Source organism: Thermococcus nautili, assembly GCF_000585495.1.
Classification (GTDB): domain Archaea; phylum Methanobacteriota_B; class Thermococci; order Thermococcales; family Thermococcaceae; genus Thermococcus; species Thermococcus nautili.
In genome coordinates this window covers 447,920-463,949 of record NZ_CP007264.1, presented here as the reverse complement: position 1 = coordinate 463,949, position 16,030 = coordinate 447,920, and the positions used below count along the sequence as shown (strand labels likewise).

9 protein-coding genes and 1 CRISPR repeat array are annotated in these 16,030 nt (G+C 52.6%); of the genes, 7 read left to right on the top strand and 2 right to left on the bottom strand.

What is annotated here, in order from left to right; translation table 11 throughout:
* Nucleotides 1-32 precede the first annotated feature (32 nt).
* The 5 genes from BD01_RS02555 (at nt 33) to BD01_RS02535 (ending at nt 5,855) form a co-directional block, all read left to right on the top strand.
* Nucleotides 33-1,184: a hypothetical protein gene (locus BD01_RS02555; RefSeq protein WP_042689628.1), complete on the top strand. Its 1,152-nt coding sequence runs from the start codon at nt 33-35 to the stop codon at nt 1,182-1,184.
* A 24-nt stretch (nt 1,185-1,208) separates the two neighbouring features.
* Entirely contained in the window at nt 1,209-2,042 is an 834-nt protein-coding gene (locus tag BD01_RS02550) for a helix-turn-helix transcriptional regulator (protein WP_042689626.1), read from the top strand.
* Nucleotides 2,043-2,175: 133 nt separating this feature from the next.
* The gene (locus BD01_RS02545) at nt 2,176-3,078 is read left to right on the top strand and encodes a hypothetical protein (RefSeq protein WP_042689624.1); all 903 of its coding nucleotides are present in this window, start codon (nt 2,176-2,178) and stop codon (nt 3,076-3,078) included.
* Nucleotides 3,079-3,095: 17 nt separating this feature from the next.
* On the top strand, nt 3,096-4,085 hold the full coding sequence (locus tag BD01_RS11375; protein ID WP_042689623.1) for a helix-turn-helix transcriptional regulator: 990 nt from the start codon (nt 3,096-3,098) through the stop codon (nt 4,083-4,085).
* A 402-nt stretch (nt 4,086-4,487) separates the two neighbouring features.
* Nucleotides 4,488-5,855, top strand: coding sequence for an ATP-binding protein (locus BD01_RS02535; RefSeq protein WP_245599264.1), 1,368 nt, complete (start codon nt 4,488-4,490; stop codon nt 5,853-5,855).
* 116 nt (nt 5,856-5,971) lie between these two features.
* Here BD01_RS02535 and metG read toward each other — a convergent pair whose 3' ends face one another.
* On the bottom strand, nt 5,972-8,191 hold the full coding sequence (gene metG, locus BD01_RS02530) for a methionine--tRNA ligase (protein WP_042689618.1): 2,220 nt from the start codon (nt 8,189-8,191) through the stop codon (nt 5,972-5,974).
* Nucleotides 8,192-8,770: 579 nt separating this feature from the next.
* Nucleotides 8,771-12,408: a CRISPR direct-repeat array (repeat unit 30 nt; unit sequence GTTGCAATAAGACTCGAAGAGAATTGAAAG).
* Between the two features lie 97 nt (nt 12,409-12,505).
* Nucleotides 12,506-13,936 (bottom strand): cysteine--tRNA ligase, encoded by a 1,431-nt coding sequence (cysS, locus tag BD01_RS02525; RefSeq protein ID WP_042689615.1) that lies wholly within the window; start codon nt 13,934-13,936, stop codon nt 12,506-12,508.
* Nucleotides 13,937-14,047: 111 nt separating this feature from the next.
* On the opposite strand from cysS, the gene BD01_RS02520 reads away from it, so the two are divergent.
* Both BD01_RS02520 and BD01_RS02515 read left to right on the top strand, forming a co-directional pair.
* A complete protein-coding gene (locus BD01_RS02520; RefSeq protein WP_042689613.1) occupies nt 14,048-15,082 on the top strand; it encodes an FKBP-type peptidyl-prolyl cis-trans isomerase in 1,035 nt (344 codons plus the stop codon).
* Between the two features lie 44 nt (nt 15,083-15,126).
* Nucleotides 15,127-16,029 (top strand): hypothetical protein, encoded by a 903-nt coding sequence (locus BD01_RS02515; protein ID WP_042689611.1) that lies wholly within the window; start codon nt 15,127-15,129, stop codon nt 16,027-16,029.
* Nucleotide 16,030: the final 1 nt, after the last annotated feature.

The following is a 16,030-nucleotide window of genomic DNA, read 5'->3' as shown; positions in this document are numbered from 1 at the left end:
TAAAATATTTGGGCCCCAAGAGGGGAACGGTGATGGCCGTGAGGAAGTTGCTCGTGGTAATATTGACGGCCCTGCTCGTGGGGAGCTTGGTGCCCTTCGCCCTCGCGAGCGGGTCAGAGAACTCCACCGGGACAAACGAGGTTCCGCAGGAGAAGGTAGTTGCTGAAAAGCTGATAGACAACCTCAAGAGGCTCGCCGAGTTCACCGAGGCGAAGGTTCCTGAGAACATGACGAACTCGACGTACCTCGCCTTAGCTGAGGAACACTACAACAAAGCCCTGAGCGAGTTCCAGGAGGGGAACTACAACGCCTCCATGGTGGACGCGCTGATGGCGATGCACTACTACCGGCTCGTGCTGTCGGAGATTAGGGCACCGATGAAGGGAGCCGGTGCCAACGTGGAAGCCCAGTTCAGGGCACAGGTTGAGAGAACCAGGGCCTACCTGCGCTACGCTGAGAGGCTCATCAACGTTGCCGGTGAGAAGGGACTAAACGTCACCGAAGCGAGGGAACTCTACAACGAGACCCTTGAGGCGTTCAAGCTCGTGATGGAGGACGTACGCTCTGGAAACATGACGAAGGCAAGGGGGGACTACGAGGTTGCCCTCCAGAAGAAGGCCGAGCTCGACTCCGCGTTGAAGGAACTGAGGCTCCAGATGCTCCACCAGAATGCGGAGCAAGTGGTTGAGCGCTTCCTTGCAAAGGGCGAGAGGGCAATCCAGCTCGCCAACAGGACCCTGAGCGAGAACCCGAACCCGGAGCTGAACGAGACCTACACCGCGTTCCTTGAGCTCTACACGAGCGTCAAGACCCTCGCGGACGAGGGCAAGTGGGACGAAGCCCTTAACCTCATAATCGAGAAGAGGGACGTGGTCAAGGAGTTCCAGATGACGCTCACAAGGGGAAGGACCATGGCAAGGGGCCACTTCAAGTGGGACGGAAACTTCGAGAAGCTCAAGGAGCTCCGCGAGAGAATAGTCCGCGACGGCAGGGAGCTCATGAAGCTCAAGCGCGAGGGCGTTGACGTCTCGAAGGCGGAAGTCCAGCTTAAGAGCGCCATGAACGAATACAAGCTCGGAATCCGCCTGCTCCGCACCGGACAGCCTGAGAAGGCGAAAGAACACTTCGAGGCCGCCGTCACCCTCCTGAAGGAGGTGGAGGCCTTCATCAACGCGCACTCCTGACCCTTTCATTTTGGAGGTGGAGGAATGAGAAGGCTCCGATGCACGGCGCTCGTCTTTGCACTGCTTCTGCTGGCTTCCCCGGTCCTCGCCCAGGAGACAGTAAAGCTCTTCGTTTACGAGGACGGTTACGTCAAGGTGGAAATTTCGATAGTGCCCGATAACTACACCGAACCGCTAATCGTGCCGGTTACCGAACACGCCCAAGACATCATCGTTGAGGACTCCCGGGGAAACCCCATCGATTTCCAGGAAACCAACGGGTCTCTCTTGATTTACCCCGGAAGCGCCGAGCTCGTTAGGATTTCCTACTACACCCCCGACCTCACCTCCAAGAGGGGAATAGTCTGGACGGTTAACTTCTCCTCCGAGGTCCCCTTTGAGGTTGTCCTCCCCGATGGTGCCGTCATCGTTGATTTGAGCGATATCCCCCTTCGAATAAACGGAACCTCCATAACGATGCCTCCGGGCAACCAGAGCGTCTCATACATCATTGAAAACCCCCCAACGGGCAAGAACCAGAAAAGCGGTGCCCTTGAAGTTCTCCTGGCCTTTGGCGGGGCTGTTCTCGTCGGAGGAGTGTTTTTCATATGGTGGAGGAAACGGTCCGGAAACGATGGCGGTGAGACCAAAGCTGACCCCATTGAAGATGCCCTTAAAAGCGACGAGCTGAGGGAGGAGGAAAAGCTTGCGCTGAAATACCTGCTGGAGCACGGCGGACGGGCCAGTCAGGCCGAGATAAGGGACGCGCTTGGCATTCCGAAGACGACCGCGTGGAGGATGTTCAAGCGCCTTGAGGAGAAGGGACTCGTGAGAATCATCCGGGGGAGGAAAGAGAACTGGGTGGAGTTGAAGCGTTAGAGAAAACGTTATATCCCCCTCGCCCCTAATTCTATCCGCCTGAAATCGAAAGGAACTTGCGGAAACGTTTTAAGTCCTTTGTTCCACCGCTTCCCTAATTAGGGATGAGCCGTAACTTAAAGCGGTGATAACCGTGAGGGAAATCGCGTTCATGATTATCGGGATACTCCTCGTCTCACTTGTTCCGGCAGTCGGCGGGGTTAGTTCCGAGACCGTCTCTGCGTCAACGAGAGCAAACGGACTGCTCCTTGCACTGGACAGGCTTGCCAACTACACCCATTCCGTCAACTGCACCTCCGAGCAGGCTGACGCCCTTCGCGAAAAGGCCTGGGGGCTGTACAGGGACGGAAAATACAACGAGAGCGTTAAGGAGGCCCTAAAGGCGATGAACCTTTATCACTCGGCCATAACGTTCTGCCGGTTTGGAGGGGAAGAATTGACGGAGAAAACCGACTGGATTTCAATTGCCAAAACAGAAGTGGCCATCGCTGGGAACGTTCTGGAATATGCTAGGAAGCTAATTGAATCGGGCGAGCTGAGCGGAGAGGAGCTGAGGGAGCTCGAAGCCGAGTACAACCAAACGCTATGGGTCTACGAGGGACTGAAAAAATCCCTTGAGGAGAACGATACCCAGGACATAGTTCACAAGGTGGCGTTCCTCCAGACATCTAGGCTGAAGCTTGAGGAGGCCCTGAACTTGGCGGTTCGTAACTCGGTTACGATGAAGGCTAGACTTATGGGGCAGGCCCAGCTCCGCAGAATTGATGCGCTCATCAAAGGCGGGGCCAACGCAACCGAACTCCTTACCATAAGGGCAGAACTTGAGAACGCCATCAAGAGCGGAAACAGCGAGGAGGTTCTTAGACTGCTCAAAGAAATTCCCAGGATTCTGGTGGAACTGGAAAGAAGGGGCAAGATACGGGGAATCACCCACACAACCCCTGGACATCCCTCGTTCCCCGGAAGTTCCACTGAAGGCTCTCCAAGTACACCCCCAAAGAAGACTCCAGGAGAGGGCTCAGGGGATAAAAGATAAACTCCGGAGGGAGAGCCGTGAAAAAAGCCCTGGCAGTAGTGCTCCTGCTCTTAACCCTACCCCCAATCCTCGGTCAGGGTACCTTTGAGAGCGTCTCGGTCGAAGTTTACGGCAGCGGATACGTTAAGGTGACTGAGGTAGTGGTTCCCTCGAACTACTCAGTGGCAGTTGAAATTCCCCTTTTGAGCGAAGACATCACCGGCCTCGCTGTGCTTGACGAGAACGGAAACCCTCTCCTCTTCGAGAAGAACGGGAGCGTTCTAACTGTTTACGTCCTCAATTCGACGACTAAAATCACTGTCACGTACTTTACGGCTTCGTTGACATCAAAGGAAGGGGAAGTCTGGAACCTAACCTACAGCTTCCCATACCCCGTGACGATAAAGCTCCCCCCCGGAGCGGTGGTCGTTGATTTGAGCGACGTTCCCCTCAAAATAACCTCCGACACGATAACCATGCCGCCGGGAAACCAGAGCGTTTCCTACATCCTGCCCCTCCCAACCACCACTACTTCGCCCCCCTCAACCACCACAACTTCCACTACGACAACCTCAATCTCAAACACGCAGTCCACAACATCCAGCACGGTTTCAACCGCATCCACGTCAACTTCCCCGGCAACAATCCCTGAAAACACCTCACCCCAGGAACCGGGCACCTCAGCAGCGTCCGGCGGGAGAGACTTGTTCCCCATACTCGGCATTCTGGCGGTCATTGGCATCCCAGCAGTCGCATACTGGGCCAAGAAGAGAGGAAACCCTGGGAACCTGCCCCTCTCAAGGGAGGAATTCAAGGAAAAGCTTGAAGCGATGGGTCTCACCGACGAGGAAATCAACGCGCTCCTCTACGTCTACGACCAGGGCGGAAGGGCCAAGCAGGCCGACGTCAGGAAAGCCCTCGGGATTCCGAAGACGACCGCCTGGAGGATGTTCAAGCGCCTTGAGGAGAAGGGACTCGTGCGTGTCTATAAGAGGGGAAAGGAGAACTGGGTGGAGCTGGTGTTTTAGAGGCCCTTAGTTGGGATATTGAAGTCTCTCAAGTCCCAGACGAGGCAACCCTCGTTTCTCAGCCCTTCTTTTCCATTAACACTCTTGGCGATGAGGCCGTAACTCTTCCCCCAGCTGTCAAGACCCACAAGCCCGGCTTTCCTCAGCGAGGCTTCTTTCTCAAGCTTTTCCGATGTTTTCAGGTATCTTGCCGAGAAGGGAAAGGTCGTTGTTATGATAGACGAGTTTCCCTGCCTTATTCAGTCGGATAAAAGGTTCTCAGAGAGTTCTAGTACATAGTGGACGAGATAGTGAGAACTTCTCCTTAATTGACATTCACTCTCAACGGCGCTTGAGCCGACTTTCTGACAAACCTGACCCCGCAAACGGGACAACCCATCGAAACTCTTAAATAGTTGCAACGTGATTAGTCTAATCATGATACAACAATTTGTGAACAGGGAGCACGAGATTGAGGCGTTGAAGGGAGCCTTTGAGAGTGAGAAAGCGGAGTTGATAGTAGTTTATGGGAGGAGAAGAGTTGGGAAAACAGCACTCGTTCTTAAGGCATTCCAAAACGTTCCCCTGATTTACTTCCTCGCCGACGAGAGGAGCGAGCGGGAGAACCTCGCGGAGTTCAGACGAAAGGTCGGGGAGTTCTTCGATGACTTCCCCCTCGCCCGCTCCGACCTCGGCTGGGTCGAGCTCTTTGAGTACATAGCCAGGAGGGGAGAAAAAGTCGTCGTAACGATTGACGAGCTTCCCTATCTTGTCTCCTCGAACCCAGCATTTCCCTCGCTCCTGCAGAAGGCCTGGGATTTACACATTCAGAACTCAAAGGTCAAGCTCGTGCTCGTGGGTTCATCGATAGGCATGATGGAGAGACTCCTTGGTCATAAGAGCCCGCTCTACGGGAGAAGAACTATGCAGCTCGACGTGAAGCCGCTGATGTATTGGCACGTTAGGGAGTTCCTTCCGGGCTACTCTCCGGAGGACTGGCTGAGGGTCTATGGAGTGGCCGACGGGATTCCGGCATATCTGAGGCAGTTTGATGGAAAGTTATCATTCTGGGAGAACGTTGAAAGGCTCTTCCTTCGGAAGGAGAGCCCCCTCTACACCGAGGCGGAGTTCCTTCTCAGGCAGGAATTCCGGGAGCCGGCGCGCTACTTCGCGATACTAAAGGCGATAGCCTTCGGGAAGACGAGCTTCGGGGAGATAGTGAACTTCACCGGCTTCGACAGGGGAACCGTCTCGCGCTACCTCGACAACCTCGCGAGGATAAGGGTGATAGCCAAGGTTCACCCAGCCTTTGAGCCAGAGAAGAGGAGAAACACCCGCTACGAGTTCGCCGATAACTACTTCCGCTTCTGGTTCCGCTTCGTCTATCCGAACAGGGAGAGGATTGAGCGGGAGCTCTACGGCGAGGTTCTTGAGGAGGTCAAAGCAAACTTCGACCACCACATGGGGCGGGTCTTTGAGAGGGCCGTTGCCGATTTTCTCTGGAGGAAGTTTGCCTTCGAGAGGGGCGGGAGGTGGTGGAGTAAGAGCGAAGAGATAGACTTCGTGGGGCTGAAAAGGGGCAGGGCATACTTCTTCGAGGTCAAGTGGAGCGATTTGAGGAAACGCGACGCCGAGAGGATACTGGCCGAGCTGGAGCGGAAGAGCGGCCTCGTTAAGCTCAAGGCGGAAGAGATTAAGCTGGGTCTCGTTGGTAAAAGAGTGGAAAACGCGGAAAAGCTCAGGGAGGATGGTTTCTTAGTCTTTGAACTCGATGACCTGTTCGCCCTATAGCTCCCTTAGTCTCTCGACCGAGTCTGGAGAGAAACCTCTTTGGCTTTTCTTCCCTTAGGGAACACCACGCCCCACGTACAGGAACGGAGGAAGAGAAAAGGGTTTCGAAAAGGGCCTCACCTAATCCTCGCGCCGAGCTTTACCTCCTTGTCGGGCATGAGCAGGGCGACGTTCTCTCCGTCATCAGCGGCCAGAAGCATTCCCTGGCTCTCGACACCGCGGAGCTTCTTGGGCTCGAGGTTCGCTATGATGACGACGGTCTTGTTGAGGAGCTCTTCCGGCTTGTAGTACTTCTTAAGGCCAGCCACCAGCTGTCTGACCTCGTCGCCCAAATCAACCTTGACCACGTAGAGCCTGTCGGCGTTCGGGTGGTCCTTGACCTCGATTATCTTTCCAACGCGGAGGTCGAGCTTCGCGAAGTCGTCAAAGCTGACGTAGTCCATCTTTCCACCCTCCTTTTTCTTCACCTTCTCCTTCTTCGAGGCCTTTCCAGGCTTTTCGGACTTGACCTCGAGTTCCTCGCCGTAGACGCTCTTAAGTATTGCCCTCGCCTCCTCTTTGTTCTTGAAGCGCTCCAGGGCGACCTTCACAACATCGTCGCGCTTGTAGTACTTGTCGAGGAGCACCCTCGCGCTCTCCGGGTTTCCTCTGGCGATGTAGTTGAGGATGAAGTAGATGATGTCCTCGTCGGTGACCTTCCTGAACATCGGCGTTGCTTTCCTGACGCGATGGCCAGCTGGAATCTCGGTGAACTCCCAGCGCTTGAGCTCCTCGAGGTTGAGCAGGTGCCATATCTTCTCGCTGGCATCCGGTAAGAACGGCTCAAGGAGGATTCCAAGGGCCTTGACTATCTGGAGCGAGACGTTTACAGTGGTGGCTGTCCTCTCGCGGTCGGTCTTTGCCGTCTTCCAGGGCCTCTGGTGGTCGAAGTAGCGGTTGCCGAAGATGGCCAGCTCCATTACCCTTCTGAGCGCGTCCTTGAAGCGGTACTGGCTTATAAGCTCGCCGACCTCCTCGAAGGCCTTCTGGATTTCCTCAAAGGCTTCCTTGTCCAGCTCGTTTAGCTCGCCCCTCTCAGGGACAATTCCATCGAAGTAGCGGTTCACGAAGGTAAGCGCGCGGTGAACGAAGTTGCCGAGGTTGTTCACCAGCTCCTCGTTTATCTTCACCTTGAAGTCGGCGAAGCTGAAGTCGCTGTCGCGAGTTTCGGGCATTATCGCGGTGAGGTAATACCTCAGGTAGTCGGCCGGGAATGCATCTAAGAACTCGTGAACCCAGATGGCCCAGTTCCTGCTGGTGGAGAACTTCTTGCCTTCCAGATTGAGGTACTCGTTGGCGGGAATGTCATATGGGAGGTTCCACTCGGCTTCGACTTCTTCGTCCTTATACTTGCCGTAGGCCATCAGGAACGCCGGCCAGAATATCGCGTGGAAGGGTATGTTGTCCTTGCCGATGAAGTGTATAACCTTCGTCTCGCCGTCGAGGTTGAGCCAGAACTTCTTCCACTCCTTCTCCTTTCCGGCGCGCTTGAGGGCCTCGATGGTGATGGAGATGTAGCCTATCGGTGCCTCAAACCAGACGTAGAGGACCTTGCCCTTGACGTCCTCGTCGTCGAGCGGAACCGGGATTCCCCAGTCGAGGTCGCGCGTTATGGCTCTCTCCTCCAGGCCCTCGTTAATCCAGCCGAGGACGGTGTTCTTGACGTTGGGCTTCCAGTGCTGGCTTTCGACCCACTTCTTGAGCCTCTCCTCGAAGTCCTGCATTTTGATGTAGTAATGAGCTGAATCCTTGAATGTTATCGGGTTTCCGCAGATGTTACAGCGCGGGTTGATTAGGATTTCCGGAGTTAAGGGCCTCCCGCAGACCTCACACTGGTCTCCGCGCTGGTTTTCGGCGCCACAGTAGGGGCAGGTTCCGATGACGTAGCGGTCCGGCAGAAACATCTTGTCGTGCTCGCAGTAGGCCTGCTTGGTGACCTTCTTGACGAGGTGGCCGTTTTCAAGGGCCTTGAGGAAGAACTCCTGACTTATCCTGTAGTGCACCGGTAGCTCTGTTCTCCCGAAGTAGTCGAAGCTGATTTTAGCCCTCTCGAAGGTCGTTTTTATGTGCTCGTGGAACTCGTCGACGATTTCCCTCGGGCTTCTGCCTTCCTTGAGCGCGCGGAAGGTTATCGGCGTCCCGTGCTCGTCGGTTCCGCAGATGAAGAGCACTTCCTCGCCCTTCAGTCTGAGATAGCGAACGAATATATCTGCCGGGAGATACGCTCCCGCCAGGTGGCCCGCGTGAATCGGCCCGTTCGCGTAAGGGAGTGCCGAGGTTACCATGTAGCGCACCATTTCAACCACCGTTGGCCGTTGTTTCTGGCGCTTATAAGACCTGCGGGTTTTAAACATTACGGTGGGTTATTAAGTTGTCCACTAAATATGCATGGTTTGATATAAAATCAGCCGGCACTTTTCTCAGGGGAGTATCACGGTGAGAAAGGGCCGAGACCAGAAGGGCCCCGGTAGAGAGGAAAATTCAAAACAAGCGGGCGGAAGAGGCGGTTGGAAATCGGATTTTACAAATCCTTAAATGCGACATAGTGTTCCAGATTCCAGGTGGAATGTTACGAAGTTTTTTTCGAAGCGAACAGATTGGATACGAGCGGGGAGCTTTCCACTGGAACCCTGATGAGGTTCGATTATTCCGCCAGACAAAACCAAAACTGCCTCAAAACCGACATTAAAACGCTCTCGTGAGTCTAGAAATCCCACCGGTGCCCCGGGCCAGGCATGAGAACGATACCCAATCCCCGCGAGAGACAACGTGACGGTCAGCACGACCGACCCCGGGTAAACGCAGGTTTCCAGAAAGGCTTAAATGTTCTGGTGTTCTCTTCTCTTCGTTGGGCGGAAGGACGAGTTTTGCGCCCTGTTGCAATAAGACTCGAAGAGAATTGAAAGAAGATGTTACGCACCTTAACCAAACAAACCACCCCCTGTTGCAATAAGACTCGAAGAGAATTGAAAGGTTTAGTTCCCTGTTTATCTCCAGCTCCTTAACGCTCGTTGCAATAAGACTCGAAGAGAATTGAAAGGTTCAACGCCACAGCACAGGATAAGGAAATTCTAATAGTTGCAATAAGACTCGAAGAGAATTGAAAGAGCAACGCAAAAAGCCTTCATCTCGTCCCTGACCCGTGTTGCAATAAGACTCGAAGAGAATTGAAAGTCATGTTCTCCTGACTCATCGAGCCTACCTTAACCTCGTTGCAATAAGACTCGAAGAGAATTGAAAGCGTTATGTCGCCCATCTCAACCCCACCTTAACCGCGTTGCAATAAGACTCGAAGAGAATTGAAAGTGCTCATTTGCAGTGAAAAATGCAATATTGCTACCGTTGCAATAAGACTCGAAGAGAATTGAAAGGATTAAGAGGCCCTTTTCGACCAGGGCCTTAACCTTTGTTGCAATAAGACTCGAAGAGAATTGAAAGCTTCTATTATCAGGAGGCCAGGAGTAGGAAGGTTCGTGTTGCAATAAGACTCGAAGAGAATTGAAAGGCGTATTATCTAACTTCTTTGCCTCAATGTGGAGAGTTGCAATAAGACTCGAAGAGAATTGAAAGTAGCGGCAACGTGGCGACTCTCTTTAACGAGACCAGTTGCAATAAGACTCGAAGAGAATTGAAAGCGTTCTGCTCTGCCCTGTATGAAGTTGATGACTTCGAGTTGCAATAAGACTCGAAGAGAATTGAAAGGAAGATGACTGAGTCAACGTCATAGAGCGAGAACTGGGTTGCAATAAGACTCGAAGAGAATTGAAAGAACGAACTCACCCCAAGGCTTTCGTCCCTTGGCCTGGTTGCAATAAGACTCGAAGAGAATTGAAAGTCCATTTCGTGGGATTGAGGTATTACACGGTTGATTGTTGCAATAAGACTCGAAGAGAATTGAAAGGCGTTTCGCTTCCCCTTCTATCTCCAACGCCATGCGTGTTGCAATAAGACTCGAAGAGAATTGAAAGTCGGGGTGCTGGAGGAGGTTCTGAACCTCATCAATGAGGTTGCAATAAGACTCGAAGAGAATTGAAAGACGAGCTTGAACGCTTCGGCTACGAGTGGGAGAAAAAGTTGCAATAAGACTCGAAGAGAATTGAAAGAGGCTCCAGGCCGAAGCATACCCTGCGCTGAAAGTGGTTGCAATAAGACTCGAAGAGAATTGAAAGATATTCAAACGATTGTGGAGGGGCTGAATGAGAAAATGTTGCAATAAGACTCGAAGAGAATTGAAAGCTCCCTAAAGCAAAACTGAACAGGAAGCTGATTACCGCGGTTGCAATAAGACTCGAAGAGAATTGAAAGTGGCAGAGCGGGTGTTATTAGAGTACGGGCTTATTGCAGTTGCAATAAGACTCGAAGAGAATTGAAAGTTGAACCAGATGATGACCCTCTGCTTCGGCTCGTAAAGTTGCAATAAGACTCGAAGAGAATTGAAAGCTGCATTTTCCATTTCAGCGACGCAATGACTTCAGTAGGTTGCAATAAGACTCGAAGAGAATTGAAAGATGTCCTGCTGACTCCTCAGCTTCTCTTTCAGCTGTGCGTTGCAATAAGACTCGAAGAGAATTGAAAGCTGATGATGTTCACCCAATTGGAACGGCCTTCTCTGGTTGCAATAAGACTCGAAGAGAATTGAAAGAAGGTCTCAGTTTTGCCGAACGAGCGTATTGTGATGGTTGCAATAAGACTCGAAGAGAATTGAAAGAGGATCGCTCCACCTATATATCCACCAGCCACTCCACGTTGCAATAAGACTCGAAGAGAATTGAAAGGTTTTTCTGTCCACGTAGGAGAACCCAGCAAAACCCAGTTGCAATAAGACTCGAAGAGAATTGAAAGGGAGCTACATTATCAGGATCCGCTCTAAGTCTCTGGGTTGCAATAAGACTCGAAGAGAATTGAAAGCTTTTCTCGAAAGTGAGTGTATGAGCACCCTCATACAGGTTGCAATAAGACTCGAAGAGAATTGAAAGCAAAAACCTGGAGCACTATCAGCGCTCACAATGCAGAGTTGCAATAAGACTCGAAGAGAATTGAAAGCGGAGGATGCTCTGGGCATGGGAGCGGTGGCCATCCGTTGCAATAAGACTCGAAGAGAATTGAAAGCACCTTATCAACAATCTCTCGCGCCTCGCGGTCGAGGGTTGCAATAAGACTCGAAGAGAATTGAAAGCGAAATACTTCTTAAGGTCTATGAAGCCTCCCGAGGTGTTGCAATAAGACTCGAAGAGAATTGAAAGGGGGATCCGCTCCCCAGTCCTTGACTTCTTGAAAGAGGTTGCAATAAGACTCGAAGAGAATTGAAAGCAGGTGCTGATGGTCCTACTCGGGTGAGGGAGCTATGTTGCAATAAGACTCGAAGAGAATTGAAAGTCGTTATCTGAGAGAGTTACGGTTATGGTGGTGGCGTGTTGCAATAAGACTCGAAGAGAATTGAAAGGTTGTTGAGCCTTCACAAAATACCGAAACATGTGCCTGTTGCAATAAGACTCGAAGAGAATTGAAAGGAATGTAGGGCAAGTTCATGGCGAAGTCCTTGAAATAACGTTGCAATAAGACTCGAAGAGAATTGAAAGAGTCGTCGAGAAGGGATACTATAAAAACAGAACTGAGTGTTGCAATAAGACTCGAAGAGAATTGAAAGTCGTCCCGTCAGTGTCAGGCGGATGCCCGGCGAACAAGTTGCAATAAGACTCGAAGAGAATTGAAAGGCATCTACCTCAAGGGTGGAGAATCAAAGAAAATAGGTTGCAATAAGACTCGAAGAGAATTGAAAGCAGGGCCTAAACGCTCAGCCAGCCAGACCTCGCCTTTGTTGCAATAAGACTCGAAGAGAATTGAAAGGTATCTCAAGGCGCGCCTTGGAAGGCGCGTTGTCCGCGTTGCAATAAGACTCGAAGAGAATTGAAAGCAAGAAAGGCGGTTGGAGGGCGAAGCTCCACAGCTGGGTTGCAATAAGACTCGAAGAGAATTGAAAGTAAGCCACTCCTTACCCTTCACGACCCCACTTTTCTTGTTGCAATAAGACTCGAAGAGAATTGAAAGAAACCTTCTCAACGTCCTCAGAGCCTGTCGCCAGCGTTGCAATAAGACTCGAAGAGAATTGAAAGAGTGTTTGAAGTTGTATCAACACTTGTTGGCGTGTATGTTGCAATAAGACTCGAAGAGAATTGAAAGAGAAGCTCAAGCTCGATGGCCACGTCCGCCAGGGAAGTTGCAATAAGACTCGAAGAGAATTGAAAGCACGTGGACCTCTGATAGTGTTACCGTCGTCCTATAGTTGCAATAAGACTCGAAGAGAATTGAAAGTGGAGGAGCAGGATAGAGCACTTGGCTAAGAGAGGAGCGTTGCAATAAGACTCGAAGAGAATTGAAAGTTTCTGTCTTGGTCTTGGTGGTGCCGGTAAATAGAAGGTTGCAATAAGACTCGAAGAGAATTGAAAGCTATTACCAGGCTGGCTCCTGTACCCATGGCGCTCACGTTGCAATAAGACTCGAAGAGAATTGAAAGAAGTTTGAATTCCTCGCTTGCGGTATCAAGTTAAACGCTACAATAAGACCAAAGGGTTCTCAGAACAAAAAATAGGACATTCAAGGAGAAGGAACCCTCAAACCTTAATTCTCTTCCAGACCGTTCCCTGCGGTGTGTCCTCCAGCTGGATTCCAAGCTTTCTCAGCTCGTCCCTGATTTTGTCGGCCAAATCGAACTTCCTCTCCTTCCTGAGCTGGCTCCTTACCTCAACGAGCAGGTTTATGAGTTCCTCCTCGTTTCCGGCCTTCTGCTCCTTGAAGTAGTCCTCAAACAGGCCGAAGACCTCGCCGACGTCCTTGAAGAACTCCCAGGCCTTCCTGAGGATGCTCTCCTTCGGCTTTTCCACCTCGGTGAGGTATCTATTGATAGCGTTGCTGACCTCGAAGACCGCCTTCAAGGCCTCGGCCGTGTTGAAGTCGTCGTCCATGGCCTCGTAGAACTTTCTCCTCGCATCCCTTATGGCTTCGTAGGCCCTGAACTCGGGCTCGTCCCAGCGGAAGGAAATCTCCGCCCTCTCCATCGCCACGCGGATGTTCTCAAGGGTGTTGTAGAGCCTCTCGAGGTTGTTCTTGGCGTGCTCTATGCCCTCTTCGCTGTAGTCGAGGGGCGAGCGGTAGTGCCTCTGGAGGACGAAGAGCCTTATAACCTCCGGGTCGTAGCGCTTGAGGAGCTCTCTAACGGTTACGAAGTTGCCGAGGCTCTTGCTCATCTTCTCGCCGTTCACCATCAGAAAACCCGTGTGCATCCAGTAGTGAACCCACTCGTGGCCGAAGCAGGCCTCGCTCTGGGCTATCTCGTTCTCGTGGTGCGGGAAGATGAGGTCGTTTCCTCCGCCGTGGATGTCGAAGCTCTCACCGAGGTACTTACTGCTCATCGTGGAGCACTCTATGTGCCAGCCGGGCCTTCCCTCGCCCCAGGGACTTTCCCACTTCGGTTCGCCGGGTTTCGCCTTCTTCCAGAGCGCGAAGTCCTCGGGGTTCCTCTTGCCTTCACCGGGCTCGACGCGCGCGCCTTTAACGAGGTCCTCGAGCTTTATCTTGCTCAGCTTTCCGTAGTCCTTGAACTTTCTGACCTCAAAGTAAACGCCGTCGCTACCTTCGTAGGCGTAGCCCTTCTCCTGGAGCTTCTTCACGAAGTTAATTATGTCCTCCATGTGCTCGGTGACGCGCGGGTAGACGTCGGCCGGCTTGACCTTCAGGGCCTTCATGTCCTCAAGGAAAATCCTCAAAAAGCGCTCCGCCAGTTCCTTCGGGTCCTCGCCGGTCTCGTTGGCACGCTTGATGATTTTGTCGTCTATGTCGGTGAAGTTCATCACCATGAGAACGGTGTAACCCCTGTGCTCGAAGTAGCGCCTTATGACGTCGAAGGCAATGTAAGTCCTCGCGTGGCCGAGGTGCGGGTAATCGTAAACCGTCGGACCGCAGACGTACATTCTAACCTCGCCTTCGCGAAGGGGCTTGAACTCCTCCTTCTGCCTCGTGAGGGTGTTGTATATCCTAATCGCCATTCCCACCACCGGGGCCTTTTGGGAGGGCCTTTTTATTAGCTTATCGTTGCGGGAAAGCTTAAAAACCAACTCCACAACTCCGGTTAGAGCCTGAAAAAGGGGGTTGTAAAGATGGTCAAGGTTGAGAAGGGAGACGTCATAAAGCTCCGCTACACCGGAAAGATTAAGGAAACCGGCGAGATTTTCGACACTACCGATGAGGAGATAGCCAAGCAGGCTGGTATTTACAAGGAAAACGGCGTTTATGGCCCCGTTCCGATAGCGGTTGGGGCAGGCCACGTCCTTCAGGGTCTCGACGAAGCCCTTGAGGGCCTTGAGGTCGGTAAGAAGTACGAGATTGAGATTCCGCCCGAGAAGGGCTTTGGAAAGCGCGACAGGAAGCTCATCAAGACCTTCACCCTCGGCCAGTTCAGGAGGCAGGGCATAATCCCGTTCCCAGGAATGCCGGTCGAGATTGAGACCGAGGGCGGAAGGAAGCTAAAGGGAAGGGTCCTCACCGTCAGCGGAGGTCGCGTCAGGGTCGACTTCAACCACCCCTACGCCGGCAAGCACCTTATCTATGAGGTCGAGATAGTCGAGAAGGTCGAGGACCCAATAGAGAAGGTCAAGGGCATGATTGAGCTCCGCCTTCCAAGGGTCGACGCCAACAAGGTCATCATCGAGGTCGGAGAGAAGGACGTCGTAGTTGACTTCACCCCGGTTCTCGACGAGGTTGACAGGGGAACCCTTGCCCTCGGTGAGATACTCCTTGAGAGCGACCTCAAGTTCCTTGGCTACGAGGAGATAACCTTCAAGCCGAACGTGGAGGAGCTCCTCAAGCCTCCGGAGGAAGAGGCCGAAGCCGAGGAAGAGGTCATTGAGGAAAAGGTTGAAGAGGCCGAGCCTGCTGAGACTGCCGAAGCCACCGAGGAGACCACCGAGACCACTCAGGAGGAGAAGCCTGCCGAGGAGAAGGCAGAGGACGAGGAAACTAATGAGACTGAGGAGCCAAAGGAAGAAGCCGGGAAGGCCGAGGAGGAAGAGAAGCCCAAGAAGAGAACCAGGAAGAGCACTAAGGGCAGGAAGACCAGGAGAACGACCACCAAGAAGACCACCAGCAAGAAGAAGACCAAGGCCGCAGAGGAGAAGGAAGAGAAGTCTGAGTGAAGTTTTTAACCCCCAACTCTCATCTTTTTTCTTAGGGGGTGCGCATGGCGAGTCGCTTTGAAATTCTCCTTCAGGACTTGGGAAGCAGGTTCACTCAGGATGACATACCCAAGATTAAGGATGCCCTTTTAGCCCTCAGGCGCGTTATGGAGATTCCAGTATCGTACCTCAACCCCTCAAGCGGTTATCATCCCGTCGTCATCTTCAAGAAGCGCTTTGGCAGGGTTCAGAAGGAGGTTCCCGTTTCGATACTCGACCTCAGAATCCTGAACCGCTACAACATGCCGGGCTGGAGGAGGGAAGTGGAGTTCTGGCTCGACAACGACGTGGTCATCCAGGAAAACCTCTACGGAATGGAGGCCCTCCTAATCGGGGACCCGCGTGGGCTTAACAGGCTCTCGGACGTCATACGGAGGCTCGCCCAGTACATGACGGTTCGCCCGTCAAGGCTCGTGCTGTTCTACAACACGATTTACATGGACTACGGTGGAGGAAGGTACATCCAGCTCCTCCTCAGGGGCAACGACCTTGACGTGAGGCTCATAAGGATGAAGCTCAGCGAGGCCGCGAACTACCTCGGCAAGGCCATTGAGTACATGGACTCTGCATTCGGCAACAAGAACATAGACTTTTACAAGCTCCTCTTCGCCCACGCCTCCGAGACCTACAGCTCCTTCGACTGGTTCTTCCACCGCTACCTATACCCCAAACTAAACCCGGAACAGAGGGAGTTCCTGGAGGAGATGCAGGATTACCGGAACTTCCTTAGACTGCTCTACGACCACATCAACAGGCTCAACAAGGACAGAATCGGCGACGAGGTCGGAATCCGCGTCATCAGGAGGGCGAACCCCAAGAGGCCCCTTGAGATAGGCATAGCCTTCACAAACCGCGGAATCGAGGTCAGGCGCTATGCCAACACCGTCCAGATAAGCTTTATGGTGTGAA

Excerpts from the sequence above, each read along its gene's own strand:
- BD01_RS02515 (WP_042689611.1), top strand. The coding sequence starts at position 15,127 with ATGGCGAGTCGCTTTGAAATTCTCCTTCAGGACTTGGGAAGCAGGTTC.
- BD01_RS02550 (WP_042689626.1), top strand. The coding sequence starts at position 1,209 with ATGAGAAGGCTCCGATGCACGGCGCTCGTCTTTGCACTGCTTCTGCTG.
- BD01_RS02555 (WP_042689628.1), top strand. The coding sequence starts at position 33 with ATGGCCGTGAGGAAGTTGCTCGTGGTAATATTGACGGCCCTGCTCGTG.
- metG (WP_042689618.1), bottom strand. The coding sequence starts at position 8,191 with ATGGTGCGCTACATGGTAACCTCGGCACTCCCTTACGCGAACGGGCCG.
- cysS (WP_042689615.1), bottom strand. The coding sequence starts at position 13,936 with ATGGCGATTAGGATATACAACACCCTCACGAGGCAGAAGGAGGAGTTC.
- BD01_RS02520 (WP_042689613.1), top strand. The coding sequence starts at position 14,048 with ATGGTCAAGGTTGAGAAGGGAGACGTCATAAAGCTCCGCTACACCGGA.